The sequence below is a fragment of the Scytonema sp. PRP1 genome (assembly GCF_036697665.2).
GTDB lineage: Bacteria > Cyanobacteriota > Cyanobacteriia > Cyanobacteriales > Nostocaceae > Kalymmatonema > Kalymmatonema gypsitolerans.
Genome location: NZ_JBAHYJ020000113.1, coordinates 49573 through 70335 on the forward strand (window position 1 = coordinate 49573; position 20763 = coordinate 70335).

Here is a 20763-nt window from a genome sequence, read left to right on the forward strand (position 1 = left end):
AGCCGCGTGGGCGGCTCTGCCGACTTGAGCCGACTGGCGTCACTCGCTTCGCTCAAATTCAAAATTCAAAATTCAAAATTCACGCATTGAAGACCCCATGGATGAATCCAGGGGCTTGAATAAAGTTGCTGGGCATTTTTTCTTCTCCATAAATAAATGATGCTGTTGGCGAATAAATTAGGGGTCAAGCACGACAAGAAAAATTAAGGAGATACAACAGAGTTGAATCAAGTTATTCGTGATGATGGCACTAAAGGCGGAACAAACGGAGATTGTCGGGTTGAGTCCTAGTGGCACGAGGGGGGCTACCGCCCGCCCTCAGGACTCCCCCCGATGCCAGTTGCTGACCGCCCGCTATAAAGTTTACTAGTGATGTATTCGAGTTATTAAAGCGGGCAGTCACCGCTCTTGCTGCAACTGGCTCAAAAATCAGTAGTTGAAAACACTAGTGTTTCAAATACACTTGTGGCTGGTGCAGGCAGGGATACTCTAGAGAGTCAAGCAGGGTCGAGAGTGCTTAAGTAAAATAATCAGAGCACTGACAATAGCTGTCAAGCAGAGAAACTGGTAAGCGCAACATTACAGGGGGAACATAGATGAGTGTGCATCCAAAATCGGAGTGGGAGATACCACAAGAAACGGCAAGGATAGCAACATCGGCATTCCCGAAAGGAAATGTGTACATGAAAATGCGGGACAGTTTAGGAGAGATTTACACAGATAAGGAGTTTGAAACGCTATTTCGGAGTGATTGTGGTCAGAGTGCATATTCGCCAGGACAATTGGCGTTGATTAGCGTGATGCAATTTGCGGAGGGGTTAACCGACCGTCAAGCTGCAGAGGCAGTCAGATCGAGAATCGACTGGAAGTATGCTTTAGGGTTAGAAATCACTGATAGCGGATTTGATTACTCAGTATTGAGCGAATTTCGTGGCAGGCTGATAGCGCGAGGGCGAGAGCATCAAATACTGGAGAAGATACTTGAGGAATTTAAACAAAAAGGATGGCTCAAAAGTCGCGGCAAGGCACGAACCGACTCCACCCATGTGATAGCTGCGATTCGACAATTAAATCGACTTGAGTGTGTGGGAGAAACGTTACGCCACTGCTTGAATGAATTAGCAACCATTGCACCAGAATGGTTGTTATCGATTGTTAGCCAAGATTGGTTTGACCGTTATAGTCATCGGTTTGAGCAGTATCGTCTACCTAAGACGAAAGCAGAACAACTGGATTTGGCCTTAGTGATCGGTCGGGATGGACATCAGTTATTGATGGCGGTGTATAGTACCAACACACCGGCTGAACTGGCTTCGGTTAGTGCAGTGGAAATTTTACGTTTGGTTTGGGTACAACAATACTATCTCCAAGGTGAAAACTTAAGTTGGAGAACAGATGACTTACCACCCAACCAATTGCTGATTCAGTCACCCTACGACATACAAGCCCGCAACCGTACAAAACGAAATACAAACTGGACTGGCTACAGTGTACATTTGACCGAAACTTGCGACTGTGAGTTACCTTCGTTGATTACAAATGTCGAAACAACTGCCGCTACCACTTTTGACGGGGCAATGACACCCATCATTCATCAACACCTAGCCGACAAAGCACTTTTACCCCAAGAGCATTTTGTCGATACGAACTATGTGAGTGCACAGCACCTGCTCGACTCCAAGCAAAATTATCAACTTGAGTTGACAGGACCTGTGATGCCTGACACTAGTTGGCAAGCTCAAAGTGACAATGGTTTTGACCTTAAGTGCTTTACCATTGATTGGCACTCCCAAACGGTTGTTTGTCCGGCAGGCCATACCAGTAAAGCTTGGTGTGAACGCATCGAAAACGACGGAACTTGTGTGAGTGAAGTTCGCTTTGCATCGATTGACTGTCGAGTCTGTCCACTGCGAGCACAATGTACCCGTGCTGCCCGCGCTCCACGTCTGCTCAAACTCAGACCACAATCCCAGCATCAAGCTTTGCAAGCAGCTCGTATCCAACAAGCTACTTCCGAGTTTAAAAGGCGCTACCAACAACGCGCCGGCGTCGAGGGGGCTATTTCCCAAGCTTGTGTGCGGTTTGGGTTACGTCGTAGCCGATACATCGGTTTAGCTAAGACACACTTACAGCATCTTCTTACCGCCACTGCCATTAACCTCACACGCATTGTCAGTTGGCTTGAGGGTATACCTAAAGCCAAGACTCGCACTTCTCGCTTTGCAGCTCTTGCTCCGAGTGCTTTTACCTAAGTTTTATTTGATTTTCTCTTTACTATTTTCACTCTTACTTTGGTATCCCACCATATTGCTTTCACCCCTCACTTATTCGCCAACAGCATCATAAATTCAGGGGCTTGAAACCAATGGGGTGTAGGGCGGGTGTTCATTTTTCCTCGTTTTTTCTCTTTCCCCCCTACACCCTACACCCTACCCCCTACACTATGATTCTTGGTCAAATCCAGTCGATTCTTGCCTATCACGGCTTTGTAGTTTTGGATGTAGAAGCAATCATCTGGTTCAATACCTGCTGTCATACCCAGACGCTTAAAGGTCGTCGAACCAAGGGGTTCCCATGCTCGTTTCTGGACTTTTAACAGGGTTTTTACGAAATCTGCAAGTAAGACTTTTGACCGTTCATGCTCTGGTAATGGAGCCATGATTTCTAAAATTCCATTGGCATAAGCAATTCGAGATGACCGCTTTTGTCCTAACTCAACGAGAATTTCTTCAAATCTTTCCCAAGAAACAGGCTGTAAGGTAACTTTTTGACCTGGTTCTAACCGAAGTCTAATGTCCGTGATTCGCATATGAATTTTCCCTTCCTTGGGAGAAAGCGTCTTAGGGCAGAAACCTTAACCCGACTGGGACTGGTTCAACAATAGCATTTTGTGCCTAATTCTCTGAAATTAGAGAAAATGACTATATGAGGACACACTTTAAAAATCTTAATCAATGACTGTAAGTATCCAGCAGCAAACAACGGCTACCTTTGAAAAACTCTTTTGGACTTGGCAGGGTTACAAAATTCAGTACACCGTTATGGGTACTGGACGCCCCCTAGTACTAGTTCATGGCTTTGGGGCTTCGATTGGACATTGGCGGAAAAATATCCCCGTTTTAGCAGCCGCTGGCTATCAAGTCTTTGCTGTTGACCTTTTGGGGTTTGGTGGTTCCGATAAGCCACCGTTAAATTACACTGTGGAAGTGTGGGTGGAACTGCTCAAGGATTTTTGTGCATCACACATTCAAGAGCCTGCGATATTTATAGGTAACTCCATCGGCGGACTTCTGAGCTTAATGGTGGTGGCGGAACATCCAGAAGTAGCCGCAGGTGGTGTTTTAATTAACTGTGCGGGTGGGTTGAGTCATCGACCACACGAACTGAACCCGCCGCTACGCATTGCAATGGGAGCTTTTAACTCATTAGTGCGATCGCGCCTTGCAGGAGGATTCGTCTTTAACCGCGTCCGCCAAAAAGCCCAAATTCGCCGTACCCTATACCAGGTTTACCGCAACCGGGAAGCCGTCACCGATGAATTGGTAGATTTACTTTATGCTCCTTCTTGTGATCCAGGAGCGCAACAAGTTTTCGCCTCTATCCTCACTGCGCCTCCTGGTCCTTCTCCAACGGAACTCTTGCCTAAGGTGGAGCGCCCATTGCTCGTCGTTTGGGGTGCAGATGACCCTTGGACACCAATCACCGGAGCGAAAATTTACGAAAAAGCACGGGAAAATGGTAAGGATATCAAAATTGTGCCTATTCCGGGGGCTGGACACTGTCCTCATGATGAAGTGCCAGATGTTGTCAATCAGCAAATTGTAGACTGGCTGGCATCTCGTTAAGGACTTACGAACTTCCCCCTTACTTTTTAAGGGGGAAAGAACAAAAAACAGAAAGCAATTGCCTTTCACCACGTCCTCAAACGTCTGGTTCTACTCCCAGCGATCGCAGTTGAGCTGCCAATCGTTCTGCCCGTTGACGTTCCTTAGTTGCTAATTCCGAACCCCATAGCAAGAGTTCCCCGTGTTCATCCCACCAACGCAACCAATAGCCTGTTCGATTTTCTCGGCTTCCTTGCCATATACCTAAAAACAGGTTCATTTCCGCAATCCAGAGACGATTGTTTTCATCTAGTGTCTGAAGTTGATACTGTCCAGAATTATCTAGCCGATACACTTCTAACACTCCCGTTTCTGGTTCAAAAATTGCGTAGTTGGGAACTTTTAAAACTTGCTCGTAATAAAACCATTTACCGGGTGGATAGGTTGGTTTACTAGAGTACTCTCCGCCTTCAGTATCCGAAAGAAATTCCATCACGATGACGGGAAAATCACCCTGGAGTTGTGGGGTATAACTACGCTTAACCTCTTCGCGTGGCACTCTAATAGAAGGTACAAATCCCCAATCAGGAGCTTTCACCACGATTTTGTTATTTAAAGTGGCACAGATGCCGTAGTTAGTTATGGTTAAGGCGTTGGCTGGTAATCTGACCGCCAGTTCTAAGCTTTCTGTTAAAGCCGCAGCTAATAGTGGCTGATTAATGTTATCCACTGGCTCGTCATCTAAAACAAAATCATCTGGTAACTTTTCCCAAGTAATTTCATAAGTGGCTGCACTGGCTAGCATGGTAAGACTGCCTCATCAATGCCATCGATAAACCTAGCATAACTGTGGGTAATCGCCTTCAACTACTTATCTCAGGTCGCCTCTGGGGACAAGGGCAATTCCCCCAACACCAGAAGGTACAATCACCACCTATAACAGTACGATTGTTCTACTATGGTAAGGGCGACAATGATAATATTAAGAACTGTTTAGCCCCCGCCGCTTTCTCTGTTGCCTGCCGATATGTCAAACACCCAGATAGCCGCATCCTTAAATGGACATCTTCCACACCCCAACCCCAACAACCAAAATACAATCCGCATTCGAGGTGCGAGGCAGCATAATCTCAAGAATATTGATTTGGAACTGCCACGCGATCGCCTGATTGTCTTTACTGGTGTTTCTGGTTCTGGCAAATCTTCCCTAGCATTTGACACCATCTTCGCCGAAGGGCAACGTCGCTACGTGGAATCACTCAGCGCCTATGCACGGCAATTCTTGGGACAGGTGGAAAAACCTGATGTGGAGGCGATAGAGGGTTTAAGCCCGGCGATTTCCATTGACCAAAAATCTACCTCCCATAACCCCCGTTCCACCGTGGGGACGGTAACGGAGATTTACGATTATATGCGGCTGTTGTTTGGACGGGCGGGAGAACCCCATTGTCCGATATGCGATCGCTGTATCGCCCCGCAAACTATCGATGAGATGTGCGATCGCATTCTGGAACTTCCTGATCGCACCCGCTTTCAAATCCTTGCACCTGTTGTCCGGGGGAAAAAAGGGACTCACAACAAGCTGTTATCAAGTTTAGCCTCTCAAGGTTTTGTCCGTGTCCGGGTAGACGGCGAGGTGCGAGAGCTCTCAGACGCAATTGAGTTAGATAAAAATGTTACGCATACAATTGAAGTGGTGATTGACCGCCTCGTGAAAAAGGCTGGTATGCAGGAGCGTTTGGTTGATTCTCTTGCAACTTGCCTGAAACAATCTAGTGGAATTGCGGTTATTGAGATAATAAAAGATACAGAAGAAAAAGAATCGCCTTCAGAATTGGTATTTTCGGAGAATTTCGCTTGTCCGGAACACGGGGCGGTTATGGAAGAGTTATCGCCGCGCTTGTTTTCGTTTAATTCTCCTTATGGTGCTTGTCCCCACTGTCATGGTATTGGAAGTTTAAGAAGGTTTTCGCCAGAGTTGGTGGTACCTGATCCGAAAGCGCCTGTGTATGCTGCGATCGCTCCTTGGTCGGATAAGGATAATTCATATTATTTGGAATTATTGTACAAGCAGGGGCAAGAGTTCGGGTTTGAGTTGCAGACGCTGTGGAGTCAGTTAACTGAGGAACAGCGGGAGTCGATTTTGTATGGAACCACAGAGGCGCAGAAGTCGCAGAACTCAGGGTTTAAAGGGGTGCTTCCTATGTTGCAAAGGCAATATGAGGGGAGTTCGGAGTTAATTAAGCAAAAGTTAGAACAGTATTTGGTTGATCAGCCGTGTCCAGTGTGTGAGGGGAAGCGGTTAAAACCGGAGGCTTTGGCGGTGCGGTTGGGACAGTACCGGATTTTAGATTTGAGTGGCGTCTCGATTCGAGAGTGTCGGGAGAGGATTGATAAGTTAGAGTTGAGCGATCGCCAGTTGCAAATAGGCGACTTGGTACTGAGAGAAATTAGAGCGCGATTACAATTTCTGTTGGATGTAGGATTAGATTATCTAACACTTGATCGTCCAGCGATGACGCTTTCGGGTGGGGAAGCGCAACGAATTCGTCTAGCAACTCAAATTGGTTCTGGGTTGACTGGGGTTTTGTATGTCTTGGATGAACCAAGTATTGGTTTGCATCAACGAGATAATGGGCGGTTACTGCGAACTTTAACAAAATTAAGGGATTTGGGTAATACCTTAATTGTGGTAGAGCATGATGAAGAAACCATTCGTGCTGCTGACTACCTTGTCGATATTGGTCCTCATGCGGGTATTCATGGCGGAAATATTGTCGCCCAAGGTGATTTGCAAGCGTTGCTGAAAGCGGAAGAGTCGTTGACCGGTGCGTATTTGTCAGGACGGCGAATGATTACAACGCCAGATGCACGTCGAGACGGAAATGGGCGAAGTTTAGTCATTAAAAATGCCCGCCGCAATAACTTAAGAAATGTAGATGTAGAAATACCTTTAGGTAAACTTGTCGCTGTCACTGGTGTTTCTGGTTCTGGTAAATCTACGCTAATTAACGAACTACTCTACCCCGCACTGCAACATCAGCTGACGCGTAAAGTTCCTTTTCCTAAAGACATAGATGCCATTGAGGGATTGGATAGTGTTGACAAAGCCATTGTCATTGACCAATCACCTATTGGTAGAACACCGCGTTCTAACCCAGCGACTTATACAGGTGTTTTTGATATTATTCGCGAAGTTTTTACAGCAACAATTGAAGCAAAAGCAAGGGGTTATAAAGCAGGGCAATTTTCCTTCAACGTCAAAGGTGGACGCTGCGAAGCTTGCAGTGGACAAGGTGTAAATGTCATTGAAATGAACTTTTTGCCAGATGTTTATGTACAGTGCGAAGTTTGCAAAGGTGCAAGATATAACCGGGAAACATTGCAGGTGAAGTACAAAGATAAGTCTATTTCTGATGTTCTGAATATGACTGTTGAGGAAGCTTTGGAGTTTTTTATAAACATTCCGAAAGCAGCGACTAAACTGCAAACTTTAGTTGATGTGGGGTTGGGATATATTCAACTTGGACAACCAGCAACAACCTTATCTGGTGGAGAAGCACAACGGATAAAATTAGCAACAGAATTATCACGTCGCGCTACAGGGAAGACACTTTATTTAATAGATGAACCCACGACAGGTTTATCTTTTTATGATGTCCACAAGTTGTTAGATGTCTTGCAACGTTTGGTGGATAAAGGCAATTCAATTTTAGTCATTGAACACAATTTAGATGTGATTCGTTGTGCTGATTGGCTGGTAGATTTGGGACCGGACGGCGGCGATAAAGGGGGAGAGGTTATTGCTGTAGGTACGCCAGAAGAGGTGGCACAGAATCCTAGATCATATACGGGGCAGTATATTAAGCAGGTGTTACAGCAGTATTCAGCAGCAAGGGTAGAGTCTGTGAGTGGAATGTAATATACCCTAAATCTAAGTTTTATGGGTGGCTTAGAACTTCTGCTATTTTTTCAATTTCATCCTGTTTTTCTTGTGAAAAATCTGACCAATATTTATGACCATTACCACTTCTTAAAATTGCACGTGCAGCAACACCATTAGGCGCTGGAATAAGCGTGCTGCCCGTAACTGCCTTGAGCCAAAACCCTTGCTCTGTTCCGCGAGTTCTACTGTTCTCTCAATTAGTCGTCGGTCGAGTCCTTGGATAATTAGTGCCGTGCGAAATCTGGCAAGTGTCGCCTGCAAAAAAGGAGCTTGTTCACAATCAATCCAATCCACTACCAACTGCCAAGATCTATCCATGATCAATGCTTCCATATCTTGCTTTTTTCTGACTTTTTCAGCAAGCCCTAAATAGCTTTGCTCGTTTAATGCGCTTGACGATACTTTGTTCTGGCGCTGATAGTTCTACTGATGGATGCTAATATCCTGGTCGCATACGTATATTCTCAGCTTGTTATTCATATTTATTACACTGAATCTACCTCAATTCAGGGTACATCTCTCCTTGAGAGTTTGTTAAATATCGCTCCAGGCTTGCTTATTGCTATAACCATTGACTGACAAGTATTTGCTCTATTTTCTCTTTCACTATTTACTCCAAGCTAAGTTGATTTTTATTTTCTTTCCCGATTACTGAATCGGTGTTCTAGTACAATACTCCGGGAAATCGTTTTAGCCCGAAGGATGTCATCAAAATTATCAAAGAAGGAATTACCAAAGGAGGTAAATATATGAGTTCATTTGTGCTTTGTTTTCAAGATATTGATAAAACAAAACTCAAGGTTGTTGGGGGTAAAGGCGCGAACCTGGGGGAACTTTCCAGGATTGAAGGAATACGCGTACCAGATGGGTTTTGTATTTCTACTGAAGCCTTTAAAAGAATCATTGGGGAAACGTCGTCGATTAACGAATTACTTGATCAGTTATCGCATCTATTGGTGGAAGACCGGGATAAAATCGGTGAACTTAGCGGTGAGATCCGCAGGGTCATCGAAGGGATAGCCATCCCTGAAGATATTAATGAAGAGATCACCCGCCTTCTCTCCAGGCTTGGAGAAAAAAACGCCTATGCAGTACGATCCAGCGCAACTGCAGAGGATTTACCGACGGCCTCTTTTGCAGGCCAGCAGGATACGTATTTGAACATTATCGGAAAGGAGGCAATCTATCAGCATATCAGCAAGTGCTGGGCATCGCTATTTACCGAGAGGGCAGTAATTTACCGCCTTCAAAACGGCTTCGATCACCGTAAAGTCCACCTGTCTGTGGTTGTTCAGAAGATGGTCTTTCCGCAGGTGGCAGGAATTTTGTTTACTGCCGATCCCGTCACTTCTAATAGGAAGGTGTTATCCATTGATGCCAGCTTCGGACTTGGTGAGGCCATGGTCAGAGGCCTTGTGAATACTGATATCTATAAAGTGTGTAACGGCAAGGTTATCGATAAGAAGATATCCACCAAGAAACTGGCTATTTACGCCTTAAAAGATGGTGGTACGAAAGAACAGGAGATTGAGCAACAGAGACAGAACAGGCAAGCGCTGATGGATGAGCAGATTGTACAGCTTGAGCGCATGGGCAGAAAGATCGAAGAACATTTCGGCCGTCCCCAGGACATTGAATGGTGTTTGGTTGATGATAGATTTTACATTGTCCAGAGTCGGCCAATCACTACTTTATACCCGATCCCTGAAGCGAATGATCAAGAAAATCACATCTATGTATCTGTCGGTCATCAACAAATGATGACCGATCCCATGAAACCATTGGGATTGTCTTTATTCCAGTTAACAGCTGCTCGACCCATGTATAAAGCTGGTGGACGGTTGTTTGTTGATATCACACATGATCTGGCTTCACCTGTTAGAAGAGAAATTATAGTAGATGTCTTGGGAAAATCTGATCCGCTCATAAAAGACGCACTTATGACCATCATAGAGCGAGGAGATTTCATAAAATCTTTACCAAATGATAAGCAAGGACAGAATCCCGCTAAAAGCAATAGAGGCATATCACCTGCGGATTTTCAAACACTAAACGAATACGATCCAACAATCGTTTCTGATTTGATCGAGCGTAGTCAAACAGAGATAAATGAGTTAAAACAAAACATCCGAACGAAATCAGGATCGGATCTGATTGATTTTATCCTGGAAGACACCCAGAAATTAAAGAAGAGTTTATCTGATCCACAAAGTTTTGGTGTGATTATGACTGGTATGAATGCTTCATCATGGATCAATGAAAAAATGAAGGAGTGGTTAGATGAAAAAAACGTAGCAGACACGCTTTCTCAATCTGTACCCAACAATATTACTTCGTCCATGGGTCTGGAACTATTGGATGTCGCAGATGTGATTCGTCCTTATCCTGAAGTAATTGATTATTTACAATATGTAAAAGATGATAGCTTTTTGGATGAACTGGTTAAGTTTAATGGTGGAAAGGAAACCCAAGACGCTATCTATGCTTATCTCAACAAATACGGAATGCGATGTGCCGGAGAAATCGATATTACTAAAACTCGTTGGAGTGAAAAACCAACGACACTTGTCCCCATGATTCTCAGTAACATCAAAAACTTTGAGCCTGGTGCAAGCAATCGGAAATTTGAGCAAGGACGACAGGCAGCTTTGAAAAAAGAACAAGAGTTATTAGATCGATTGAAGCAATTACCGGATGGTGAACAAAAGGCCAAAGAGACAAAACAAAAGATCAGCCTGCTCCGGAATTTCATCGGTTATCGTGAATATCCAAAATACGGCATAGTTAATCGCTACTTCGTTTATAAGAAAGCTTTACTGAAAGAAGCCGAACAACTCGTACAAGCCAATGTTATTCATGAAAAAGAAGATATATACTATCTCACTTTTGAAGAACTTCGCTCTGTTGTACGCACAAATAAACTGGATTACCAGATCATCAGCAAACGAAAAGACGAGTACAAATTATATGAAAAACTAACTCCGCCACGTGTTATCACATCTGATGGTGAAATCATTGCTCGTAAGTACAAACGAGAAAATCTCCCAGCCGAAGCTATTGTAGGTCTACCTGTTTCTGCCGGAGTTATAGAAGGACGAGCACGGGTCATCTTAAACATGGAAGATGCTGATCTGGAAGATGGAGATATATTAGTCACCTCCTTTACTGACCCTAGCTGGACACCATTGTTTGTATGCATAAAAGGCCTAGTCACCGAAGTTGGTGGACTGATGACCCATGGAGCAGTTATCGCACGTGAATATGGCTTACCAGCAGTTGTCGGAGTGGATAATGCTACCAAACTGATAAAAGATGGGCAACGAATTCGCGTGCATGGAACAGAAGGGTATGTAGAAATCCTCTAATGGGGAAGATGTTGTCTTCATCCTGGGGAGTTAAACAAAAGATGAAAGCTAGGAAGGCGGCCCAATCAGGGTCGCTTTCTCAGAAGGAAAAAGTAATTACATGAGACAATTTCATAATGTTGTCAATAGCTAAAGATCATGTATATGTTTCAATCAAATAAATGACGCAGAGACGATGTATTGCTTGCTGCTAGAAAATTAGCACCGGAGGGATTTGATACTGCACTGTTTACTGCTGGCGATGAATTGGCAAACTTCTTAATTCAGTGCGTTCGTACCGACTGTCGGATTGCATATACAAACGGCATATATGCGATTCCAGATTGCATATCTTAAACCCTGATTAAAACTAGGTTTCTCAATTTTCCTAACTCTAAAAAAAATAGGCGAACCGTAAGAAGTTAGATTGTAAATAAGATGATATGCGCTCCATGTAGAAATTTCTCAGTAATCTAAAAATAAGTTTTCTGTTGAATGGTGGTCTTATTGTTATGAATAACCTTTCCAAAGAATTGCTTCGCAATTTTGAGTCAGCACATAAAGAAGATATAGAGACAATCACTCAGGTTTTGGCGCGGATAACCACAAAAAGTCCAGACGAAATTAAACCACACCTGGACGCAATGCTTGAGCGGTTAGTCCAACCACAACAGGTACAGCGTTCTTTGTACGAAACCGCTACCCCAGAAGAATTGGCACAAGTGTTTCGGGAGTGGGCAGAGAGTCACGATCGCAATTCACCTCTGTTATCAGATTATGCTGTTAGCCGGGAAAGTATGTACTCAGACGAGGAATTATAATTGACTTTTCTTGTAGATACAAATGTATTGCTTCGTAGCGTAGAACCCTCTCACCCAATGTACCCAGATGCAAGTCATGCGATCGCTACCCTGCTGGCACTGGGAGAACGTTTATGCATCGTACCGCAAAACTTGATTGAATTTTGGAACGTTTACACCCGTCCAATCCAGAGGAATGGTTTGGGACATACCGCAGCCCAAGCAGAAGCAGAAATTAACCGTTTAAAGACTATTTTTCCCTTGTTGCTGGATACTGAGGCAATTTACCAAGAATGGGAAAAGCTGGTAGTTGCCTATAAGATTAGAGGAGTAAACGTACATGACGCTCGACTGGTCGCAGCAATGCTGCTGCATGGGTTAACCCACATCCTGACCTTCAACATCAGCGATTTTACTCGCTATACAGAAATTACTGCCGTACATCCAACCGCCATCACACCTTAAGCAAACCTATTTACTCATAGCCTGGGAATAACTGATTAGGCGATCGCCCTTGGGGATGCTACAGAGGAGCATCATCAAGCGGAGTTACTCAGTGGAGAAATTCTAGAAGTTCATCCCGCATAAATAACTTCAATCTAATAAACATCCTCCTTAATACATATTTTTGTTCTACCTCTTGCATAATAGTCAGGTATACCGATGTGCAGGAGGTAGGAGGTTTTGGCATGGATCTTTTTTACAATTTTTTCTCAGAAAATTTTATTCCTCATGGGCATTGTTATTTATGGAAACCAGAGTTGGTTTCGCTGCATATCCTGTCAGATGTCATAATTGCGCTTTCTTACTATTCGATCCCGCTGACGCTGGTGTATTTTGTCCGCAAGCGGATAGATGTGCCATTTAGAAACATTTTTCTCTTGTTTGGAGCCTTTATTATTTCCTGTGGCACAACACATATTGTAGAAGTGTGGACGCTTTGGCATCCTGTTTATTGGTTATCTGGAACTATCAAAGCTTTCACAGCTATCATTTCTTTTTATACAGCTCTTACTCTCATCCCTCTAGTTCCTCTAGCACTTGCTCTCCCCAGCCCAGCACAACTTGAAGCGGCAAATAAAGCTTTGCAAGAGGAAAATATTGAGCGTAAACGAGTTGAGCAAGAGTTGCGAGAGTATAAAGAACGCCTAGAAGAACTCGTAAAGCAACGTACTACTGAACTAGCAAAAGCCAACGAACACCTCCAGCAGGAAATTATTCAACGCCAGCACTCTCAGGACAAGATGGCGCAGTTGCTGAAAAAAGTAGAAAGTGCAAATAAAGAATTAAATGATTTTGCTTATGTGGTTTCCCATGATTTAAAAGCGCCACTTCGAGGAATTGCTTCATTGTCAGATTGGCTATTAGCTGACTACGCTGATAAATTTGACGAACAGGGGAGAGAATTCGTCAATCTTCTCATGAATAGAGTTCAGAAAATGCAAAACTTAATTGATGGCATTTTAGAATACTCCAGAGTTGGACGCCTTCAAGAGGAGAGTCGGCAAGTCAATTTAAATAAAGTCGTTGCGGATGTGATTGACATTCTTAGTCCTAGTGAAAATATACAAATAGAGATAGCTAATAAATTACCTATTGTTTACTGTGAAAAAACTCGCATAGAACAAGTCTTTCAAAACTTATTGAGTAATGCCATCAAATTTATTGATAAAGCGCAAGGGCAGATTCTAATCGACTGTACTGAATATAATGATTATTGGCATTTTAGTGTTGCTGATAATGGTTTAGGAATTGAGAAACAATATTTTGAAAGAATATTTCAAATCTTCCAAAAATTATCTAGCAATAAAGATGACAGTACAGGCATTGGTTTAGCTTTAGTGAAAAAGATTGTAGAAATGTATGATGGCAAGGTTTGGGTGGAATCAGAAGTTGGTCAGGGTAGCACGTTCTTTTTTACTTTAAAGAAGCAGGTACAAATCAAGCGTGCTGAGGATTTAATTAAAGAAAATTTGCCGCCACAATGACTGCTGTTGGAATGAGAATGTTATCAACTTCTTTAGGACTGCATCCTTCAACAAGTGTGGCAATAAATGCCAGCAATAAAATCCGGCTAATATTTAGTTGACTTGGGATGATAAGCCAAACGAAAAAGACGCTGGCGGCGAAAGCGAAAACAAACATCGAGAGGCTTCCTTCCCAGCTTTTGTTACTGAAAACTTTGTACTTCAACCTGCCATAATAAGAACCAATGATTGGTGCAACACCATCGCCCCAGCCGAGAGTTGTCATTGCTACAATCCCAGGAAAACTTTTATACAATAGTGTGCCGCAAATAGTTGCCACAATCACGAAATAAAACGGACCTTTGAGGAGTTCACGCCTGTCGCCTGTACGGGTCATAATATTAACAGCCTTATCGTCTGGTTTGGCAAACAGCCCTTTTTGTACGAGGAGGACTACCCAGACAACAAAAATCGTCACATTTAAGTACTTCGACCAATGTAAATCGCTGTAGAGTGGCAAAAAGCCAATAAGCGATCCAGCACCAATATGCGTAATTTTGCGGCTAATATCTTGCGGTAGCCCAAATTTAGTTACACATAAATTCAACAGTGCTACCAGTCCAAATACATAAACAAACGTTAGTGTTGTTGCTATCAAATTTCCTAAAAACGGGTTAATACCTAAGGCGAAAGACAACATATCAACTTTCTCCACCCTTACGGAAGAACTGCTGTAAAATCTCTCCTGGTTTGCGATCCCAAGTGTCGATATGCTCGTAGATTAAACCATTTTTGTTGAGTTTGTACGTCGAGTAGCCGTTGAAAAATATCTTAGCTTTCCAAGGAACACGCAAAACACCACGAACTGTCCATTTAGCCAAAATCGTGTCCTCGGCTGACTGATTGACATCATGTAAGTCAAAGTAAATTTGTGTAAAAAATAATCGAGCGTGAAATCGCAAAGTCCAAAAGATAATGCGATAGTTGAATTTTGTTTTAAACTTATTGACAGGGTCTTGAAAGTAGATATCCTGCGTGTAGATGTCGTAGGAAATATCCTGCTCAAAAAGTGTTGGCAAATCTTTTTTGAGAGTTTCAATGTTCCGTTCTACCTGCGATTGATATTCCACGCGATCGCTCCTAAAAAATGAGTTCTATTACTGTGGAAGTCATCTGTATGCTCGTGGCGTTTTTCCTGTCCATCGCTTAAATGCACGGTGGAACGCACTCGGTTCAGAAAAACCCAGCAAAAAAGCTATATCGTGAATTGGGGTATCGGGTTTTTTCAAATATCTTAGAGCTAACTCTTTGCGCGTCTCATCCAACAGTTGCTGATATGAAGTCCCCTCTGCTTGCAGTTCTCGTTGCAGGTTCCGAACACTGATAGCTAAAGTGCGAGCGATCGCCTCAATCGAGGGAACTTCTCCCTTCAAACCATGCGTAACTGCCCGAACAACTTGGTTCGTATACGTATCTTCCTGGCTCAGTTCGTTCAGCATTGCCTCAGCATGTTGCTCAAACATATACAAAAGCGATGGATTGGCAGATAGAACAGTCCAATCCAAACAACCAGCATCGAAGATAAGCCGATTTGTGGGTTGAGAGAAATGCACAGGTGCGTGAAAGATGCGCTGGTGTTCAGAAATATCCGTTGGACGTGGATGTTGAAACCAAACTGCATCAGGAATTAATTCCTTACCCGTCAGGGTTTTTGTTGTCGTTAGTAGGGCTGAAAACGTAGATTCGATGGGCTGCCGAGGTTCTTCTAGCAAGTAGTTTTTCAGGTGACTCACGATATCACAGTCGCACAACACCTGCCCTTGTGAAACCGAGAAGTGAATATAAGCCCCCTGACTGAAGAGACGTGTGTAGCGCGAGAGATTTTCCAGCACTTGTCTAAAACTCTGACAATTGAAAAGCACGTAGCCGACGATCCCAATCATCGCCACATTAAAGGTTTCCCCTATATGTAGACCGATGTTGTCATCGCCTGTCAGCTTGACCACTTCGTGCCACATAGCTCGATTGATTTCTCCTGTAACGCGGCTATCAGGCATTTCCAGCATTTTAAAGTCAATGCCAATGGCAGCACACAAGCTTTTGGGATCTATGCCTTTATAAGTTGCTGCATATTGAACAGTGCTGCGAACGAGAGAAACGGAGAAAGTCGCCTCTTTCATGGATATTCAAGCGCAGTTTTCCAAAACGGCGTGATGAGTCAATTCCTTGGCGCAATATGTCAATTCAACACCTAACTAGACGGCTTACCTTTTAATTGTTGGTCAAAACGCGCTGCACATCAAACAACTTCAACAAAGGAGCTTTCCCAAAATGACATCAACAAAACTAGGCTTGGATTCCAACACCTCGTTCACCGCAATTTCAAATCAGCCACTACCAGAACAAATTGAAAACCCCGTGACTGGCGATCGCATGACAATCCTTTGCTCGACTCACGATAGTAACGGGAATTCTTTTAAGGCTCAGTTCAACCTTCCACCCGGATCAAACGGCAGCCCTCTACATTATCACAATCATCTCACAGAAACGTTTGAGGTCTTAAGCGGCTCGCTGGAAATGGAAGTGGGTGGGAAAGGAAACATTAAGATACTCCGACCAGGAGAAATTGTGTACGTTCCTGCTGGTACGCCTCATAGTTTCCGCAATACTTCTGAGGAGTGGGTAACATTCGTATCCGAAGTACGCCCAGCAGGAGAGTTTGAGCAGTTTATTAGAGCTATGTACGGTCTGGCGATCGACGCAAAAGTGAACAAGGAGGGAATGCCTACAAATCCCCTGCAACTCGCCCTAGTCATTCAGAAAGCCGACCTCGTATTCGTTGGTTTGCCGTTGTTCGTCCAAAAGCTGATTATCGGAACCTTAGCCCAGATTGCCCGGTTTTTCGGAGTCGAGCGATCGCTGGTCAAATATTGGAAAGCCGAGTAACGTACTTCCAAAAAATAAATTATTCAATATGAGTGGGGTGGGCATCCTGCCATAGGTGTCAACTTAAGGTGAAAACCAGCATAGAACAAGCTTTTAGAGATTGCCTCGTTCCCAGCCTCAGGCTGGGAATGCCTACTGGAAGGCAAGCCTTGCTTAACAGCGGCAGAGCCGCTTCAAGGGCATTTCCAGGTGGAACCTGGAAACGAGATTAAAAACAGGGTTTTAGCTTAAGTAAATTATTCAATATGAGTGGGGTGGGCATCCTGCCCGCCCTGTTAATAGGACGGGTTAGAGAGCCACTCCCACAAAAAGCGAAACGCTAAATATCAAACAGTCGAGGGAAATAAAATGAGTCGCTTACAACTTTCTAGAACAACGGGTGTCCTGTTTATTGTCTTCTCGATTCTGCTCAATATACCGTACTTGCTGCTGATTCACAATTTTGAGTACGACGATATCTTACGCGAACCCACGGATTATGTCCTAACTCGGTTCCATGCAGGCGGGGCTGGGCTGATCTTAACTTGGTTTGTCTTTGGTCTGACGGCATTGCTGTTTATTCCAGTCAGTGCCCTACTCCAGAAAGTACTGGGACGCGAAGATACCCCGTATCTTACCGCCGCCACCCTATCAGGGGTTGTTTCCGGTGCGCTACAGTCCGTTGGGCTAATGCGCTGGGTGTTTGTGATCCCTGTCTTGGCTAACTTATATGTCGATCCAGCTGGTAGTCAAGTTACCCGCGAGTCGGTTGCAGTCGTCTACCAAGCAGTTCATCAATATGGCGGCGTTGTCATCGGCGAACAAATCGGGCAACTTCTGCTTGCTTTCTGGACGTTAGGAGTTGGTGTGGCTATGCTCAAATCTCCCCTTTTCAAACCTTGGGTTGGCTGGATGGGTTTAGCAACGGTACCCTTTTTGATTTTTGGACAAAGCGAGTTACTTGCAACGGTTATTCCATCCACTCCTACATGGGAAGTCACTCCCGTTGGTTTCATAATCTGGGAAATCTGGCTGGTTGTCATCGGGGTATTTCTGATAAAAGCAGCCAACAAACGGGTAGCTCTAAATCTTCAATCACTTCAGGGTATGGGTAGATAAATCTAAGTACAGAATTTCACAAGTTCGTAACGAATTAATTTCAGAAAGGCTCTGCGTTACTCTGCGTTGACTCCGCGTCCCTCTGCGTTTTAAAACGCGCTCGTATTAATGCAAAGCTGTACTAAGTTTACTTCAGGTGCTTCCTCGCCAAACCTCTGTGCTATTGAGAGCGAAAAGTTTCGCTCTCTGCCTTTTTTGTGGTCAACAAGATATTGATTCTTTCACAAGTGAATTTGTAAATACTGACGATATAAATTACAGCGTGGTAAAACGCTATCTCCTTGCAATTTTACCAGTCCAATACTGTGCAATTTAAATTTAGTTACTGTCGGTAGTTTAGCAGAGTTATTCATAACTACATCTTTCATCGCATTTGCTAATTCTGGCTGCTGCGTAAGGATTAAACTTTGACGACGTAAATGCTCCGCGTAAATACTTGATGAACTCGTGGAATTTTGTAGTATTTCTGTTAAAGTAACATTTATATTAGCTATATGATAAAGAGTAAGATGGACTAAAAATGGATGTCCACCCACTAGCATCATTAATTTTTCAACTTCCGTTTCATTCCAATCGAGTTGGTGCCTTTGGGCTAAATCTAAAATTTGGTTATTATTAAATTCAGGCTATTCTACAGACAAACCTACATTAAATGGCGATTGATTAATATCAAGAGGTACGTAAACTTCTGTAGAATGCACAATTACCAATCGCAGTTTTTTCCAAATCTCTCGACGTTTACCTTCTTCGTGTAAAGCGCGTAGGAGCCCAAAAAAATCTCGGTAAATATCTGGATATTCAAAAATTTTATCAACCTCATCTAAACCAAGAGTTAGCGGCTTATCAATTGTTGGTAGTAGATATTCCTCAAAATAGGCTTTACATGCCATGCTACTACCGACAATTTCCGCTAAATCCCAATAATCACTAAGTTTATTTGGGATATTTAAAGCTAAACCAACACTGGCACAAAACCAGCGTAAAAACTTATCTGAATTGACAAAAATTTCCTGTGCGGCAAGTTGGAAATCTAATATGACAGTACAATCCCCTTGAGAATGCGATTTATCAATAATTCTTGCCAAAAGAGAAGTTTTACCCATTTGTCTGGGTGCTTTAATTCTGATTAAAGCACCGGGTTTGTAAATTTGTTCGTAACATCGTTCTTCGATTGGAGAACGTTTGATATAAAATGGCGAATCTAATGCTACTTGCCCGGATGGAAATAAGAGCGAAAAGTGGGACGAAGATATTTCTTGAGTTTCTTTTTTATTTTCCGATATAGTGCGTGCGACAGGTGATGACAACGCATCTTTCCCACTCTCTGCTGTTAAATCGGCAATATGTTGCCATTCCAGTCCCAAAGCTCGACAAATTTCTTTAAAATTCAGGTAATCTACAGCTCTGCCATTAAGAAAACTGCTGATAGTAGATTGAGAGATTTGCAAATACTCAGCTAAGTCAGTTTGGCGAATATAGCCATTACGTGGTAGCGCTGACTTTACCTCTGATATGAATTCAGGACGTACTCTAACTGAACGTGGCATTTCTGATATTACAACTGCTAGATTTCTTTGGCGAAATTTTAAAATATTCAATCTCACTACAAAGTCGATACGTACTCGATAAACTCCTATGTAAACTCAAGTGCTGTCAAAGTTAAATGAGATTAGTAGAAATAAGGTTCGAGGTACAACCTGTGAACACTAGTCCTACTTTAACTGAAAATCTTTCTAGATTATATAATTATGAAATTTCCCTTCTCTATATCTTCCTTTCTTGGTTATGCATCATCTATTGTGCTGCTAGGTTTTTCGCTACCATTAGTAGTTGCACAAATACCAGCTTCTAATATCTCTGCTGACTGCAAAACTCTTATGCCACCACATCTTAATTCAGCAGACGACTTTATAGGTATGGGACACTTTCAAGAGGATTGCCAAAGAGATAGCCAAGCTGCGGTTTCTTCTTTCACGGAGGCAATTCGGCTCAATCCTAAAGCTGAAAAACCCTACTATCATCGTGCAAATGCTTACAGTAAACTTGGGAATTATAAAGCCGCAGTGGCGGACTATACCGAAGTCATTCGCCAAAATACAGGTAGATTGGGTTTGAGTAGTGTTGCATATTGGAACAGGGCTAGGGCTTATGAAAAATTAGGCGAAAAACAGAAAGCGATTTCAGATTGGACTCAAGTCATTAGTAAAAGTGATTCTTCTGCTGAGACATACTTTTTCCGAGGGAATATGTACCGGGATTTAGCGAATAAAGAAAATGCGATAAGCGAAGCGCAACGCAGGTACGCGATCGCAGATTACAAAGCAGCAGAAAAACTTTTACAGCAATATTTAGATGGGGTTTTCGGAACTGGTATGATGAACCCCGAAAATCAAAAGATGTTGGATAAAGTCAGAAATGAATTATCAAACATGGGGATAGATACCCCAGCACCGCAGATTACGACTGGTCTTATTTTACAATCAATCGCCAAAATTGAAGTCGAGCGAGCATTAAATTTAGCACGCTTTATACCTCAAGCTCCAACGATTCAGCATTTTGACGCTCAACTTCAGGATTTGTATAAACAACTAGCCAACACACAACCACAAGTAGATAAAAGGGTAGTAAAAAACCTTATGTCAAATGCTGCATATCAAAAAATAGAAGATTTTGAAAGAGAGCGATCGCAACTCATAAAAAAGTTTACTCCAGACCATCCAGCAATAAGATTAATTGATACTCAGACAAATGAATTAGAAGCGTTAATTCGCCGAAATAGGGTTTAGTTGTAGGGTGTGTTATGGCTTACGTAACGCACCTTAGATAATTAATGGTACG

Annotated in this window: 17 protein-coding genes and 2 pseudogenes; 12 read left to right on the plus strand and 7 right to left on the minus strand. The window is 43.1% G+C overall.

Going from position 1 to position 20763, the window contains the following annotated elements; translation table 11 throughout:
- Positions 1 to 596 precede the first annotated feature (596 nt).
- Positions 597 to 2252 (plus strand): IS1182 family transposase, encoded by a 1656-nt coding sequence (locus V5G28_RS29720; protein ID WP_332986999.1) that lies wholly within the window; start codon positions 597 to 599, stop codon positions 2250 to 2252.
- Positions 2253 to 2422: 170 nt separating this feature from the next.
- On the opposite strand, the gene V5G28_RS29725 is transcribed toward V5G28_RS29720, so the two are convergent.
- Complete coding sequence (locus tag V5G28_RS29725) at positions 2423 to 2809, minus strand: Uma2 family endonuclease (protein ID WP_332987000.1); 387 nt, start codon at positions 2807 to 2809, stop codon at positions 2423 to 2425.
- Positions 2810 to 2954: 145 nt separating this feature from the next.
- On the opposite strand from V5G28_RS29725, the gene V5G28_RS29730 reads away from it, so the two are divergent.
- On the plus strand, positions 2955 to 3845 hold the full coding sequence (locus V5G28_RS29730) for an alpha/beta fold hydrolase (protein WP_332987001.1): 891 nt from the start codon (positions 2955 to 2957) through the stop codon (positions 3843 to 3845).
- Positions 3846 to 3921: 76 nt separating this feature from the next.
- Here the strand turns inward: V5G28_RS29730 and V5G28_RS29735 are convergent, their stop codons facing one another.
- The gene (locus V5G28_RS29735; protein WP_332987002.1) at positions 3922 to 4629 is read right to left on the minus strand and encodes a Uma2 family endonuclease; all 708 of its coding nucleotides are present in this window, start codon (positions 4627 to 4629) and stop codon (positions 3922 to 3924) included.
- 222 nt (positions 4630 to 4851) lie between these two features.
- On the opposite strand from V5G28_RS29735, the gene uvrA reads away from it, so the two are divergent.
- On the plus strand, positions 4852 to 7746 hold the full coding sequence (gene uvrA / locus V5G28_RS29740; protein ID WP_332987003.1) for an excinuclease ABC subunit UvrA: 2895 nt from the start codon (positions 4852 to 4854) through the stop codon (positions 7744 to 7746).
- A gap of 156 nt (positions 7747 to 7902) precedes the next feature.
- On the opposite strand, the pseudogene V5G28_RS29745 reads toward uvrA, so the two are convergent.
- Positions 7903 to 8100 (minus strand): annotated as a pseudogene (locus tag V5G28_RS29745) (IS5/IS1182 family transposase); the annotation flags it as partial.
- Positions 8101 to 8519: 419 nt separating this feature from the next.
- Between V5G28_RS29745 and ppsA the strand changes: the two are divergent.
- The 5 genes from ppsA to V5G28_RS29770 all read left to right on the plus strand — a co-directional run bounded on the left by ppsA (position 8520) and on the right by V5G28_RS29770 (position 13902).
- Positions 8520 to 11135: a phosphoenolpyruvate synthase gene (gene ppsA, locus V5G28_RS29750; RefSeq protein ID WP_336231475.1), complete on the plus strand. Its 2616-nt coding sequence runs from the start codon at positions 8520 to 8522 to the stop codon at positions 11133 to 11135.
- A 180-nt stretch (positions 11136 to 11315) separates the two neighbouring features.
- The gene (locus tag V5G28_RS29755) at positions 11316 to 11471 is read left to right on the plus strand and encodes a hypothetical protein (RefSeq protein WP_332987007.1); all 156 of its coding nucleotides are present in this window, start codon (positions 11316 to 11318) and stop codon (positions 11469 to 11471) included.
- A 155-nt stretch (positions 11472 to 11626) separates the two neighbouring features.
- Positions 11627 to 11935 (plus strand): hypothetical protein, encoded by a 309-nt coding sequence (locus V5G28_RS29760; protein ID WP_332987008.1) that lies wholly within the window; start codon positions 11627 to 11629, stop codon positions 11933 to 11935.
- Positions 11936 to 12379 carry a type II toxin-antitoxin system VapC family toxin gene (locus V5G28_RS29765; RefSeq protein WP_332987009.1) on the plus strand — a complete coding sequence of 148 codons (444 nt, stop codon included), beginning with the start codon at positions 11936 to 11938 and terminating at the stop codon, positions 12377 to 12379.
- 224 nt (positions 12380 to 12603) lie between these two features.
- Complete coding sequence (locus tag V5G28_RS29770) at positions 12604 to 13902, plus strand: sensor histidine kinase (RefSeq protein WP_332987010.1); 1299 nt, start codon at positions 12604 to 12606, stop codon at positions 13900 to 13902.
- Here the strand turns inward: V5G28_RS29770 and V5G28_RS29775 are convergent.
- Genes V5G28_RS29775 through V5G28_RS29785 form a run of 3 tightly spaced genes read right to left on the minus strand, consistent with a single transcriptional unit; the run spans position 13877 to position 16061 of the window.
- A complete protein-coding gene (locus V5G28_RS29775) occupies positions 13877 to 14581 on the minus strand; it encodes a diacylglycerol/polyprenol kinase family protein (protein WP_332987011.1) in 705 nt (234 codons plus the stop codon). The genes V5G28_RS29770 and V5G28_RS29775 overlap by 26 nt on opposite strands.
- 1 nt (position 14582) lies before the next feature.
- Positions 14583 to 15011 carry a DUF2358 domain-containing protein gene (locus V5G28_RS29780; RefSeq protein ID WP_332987012.1) on the minus strand — a complete coding sequence of 143 codons (429 nt, stop codon included), beginning with the start codon at positions 15009 to 15011 and terminating at the stop codon, positions 14583 to 14585.
- Positions 15012 to 15050: 39 nt separating this feature from the next.
- A complete protein-coding gene (locus tag V5G28_RS29785) occupies positions 15051 to 16061 on the minus strand; it encodes an AraC family transcriptional regulator (RefSeq protein WP_332987013.1) in 1011 nt (336 codons plus the stop codon).
- Between the two features lie 151 nt (positions 16062 to 16212).
- On the opposite strand from V5G28_RS29785, the gene V5G28_RS29790 reads away from it, so the two are divergent.
- The 3 genes from V5G28_RS29790 to V5G28_RS29800 all read left to right on the plus strand — a co-directional run bounded on the left by V5G28_RS29790 (position 16213) and on the right by V5G28_RS29800 (position 17925).
- Positions 16213 to 16827 carry a cupin domain-containing protein gene (locus tag V5G28_RS29790; RefSeq protein WP_332987014.1) on the plus strand — a complete coding sequence of 205 codons (615 nt, stop codon included), beginning with the start codon at positions 16213 to 16215 and terminating at the stop codon, positions 16825 to 16827.
- A 68-nt stretch (positions 16828 to 16895) separates the two neighbouring features.
- On the plus strand, positions 16896 to 17039 hold the full coding sequence (locus V5G28_RS29795; protein WP_332987015.1) for a hypothetical protein: 144 nt from the start codon (positions 16896 to 16898) through the stop codon (positions 17037 to 17039).
- Positions 17040 to 17175: 136 nt separating this feature from the next.
- A complete protein-coding gene (locus V5G28_RS29800; RefSeq protein WP_332987016.1) occupies positions 17176 to 17925 on the plus strand; it encodes a DUF4386 domain-containing protein in 750 nt (249 codons plus the stop codon).
- A 221-nt stretch (positions 17926 to 18146) separates the two neighbouring features.
- On the opposite strand, the pseudogene V5G28_RS29805 reads toward V5G28_RS29800, so the two are convergent.
- A pseudogene (locus V5G28_RS29805) lies at positions 18147 to 19472 on the minus strand (AAA-like domain-containing protein).
- A gap of 201 nt (positions 19473 to 19673) precedes the next feature.
- Here V5G28_RS29805 and V5G28_RS29810 point away from each other — a divergent pair.
- Complete coding sequence (locus V5G28_RS29810) at positions 19674 to 20711, plus strand: tetratricopeptide repeat protein (protein ID WP_332987018.1); 1038 nt, start codon at positions 19674 to 19676, stop codon at positions 20709 to 20711.
- Positions 20712 to 20763 lie beyond the last annotated feature (52 nt).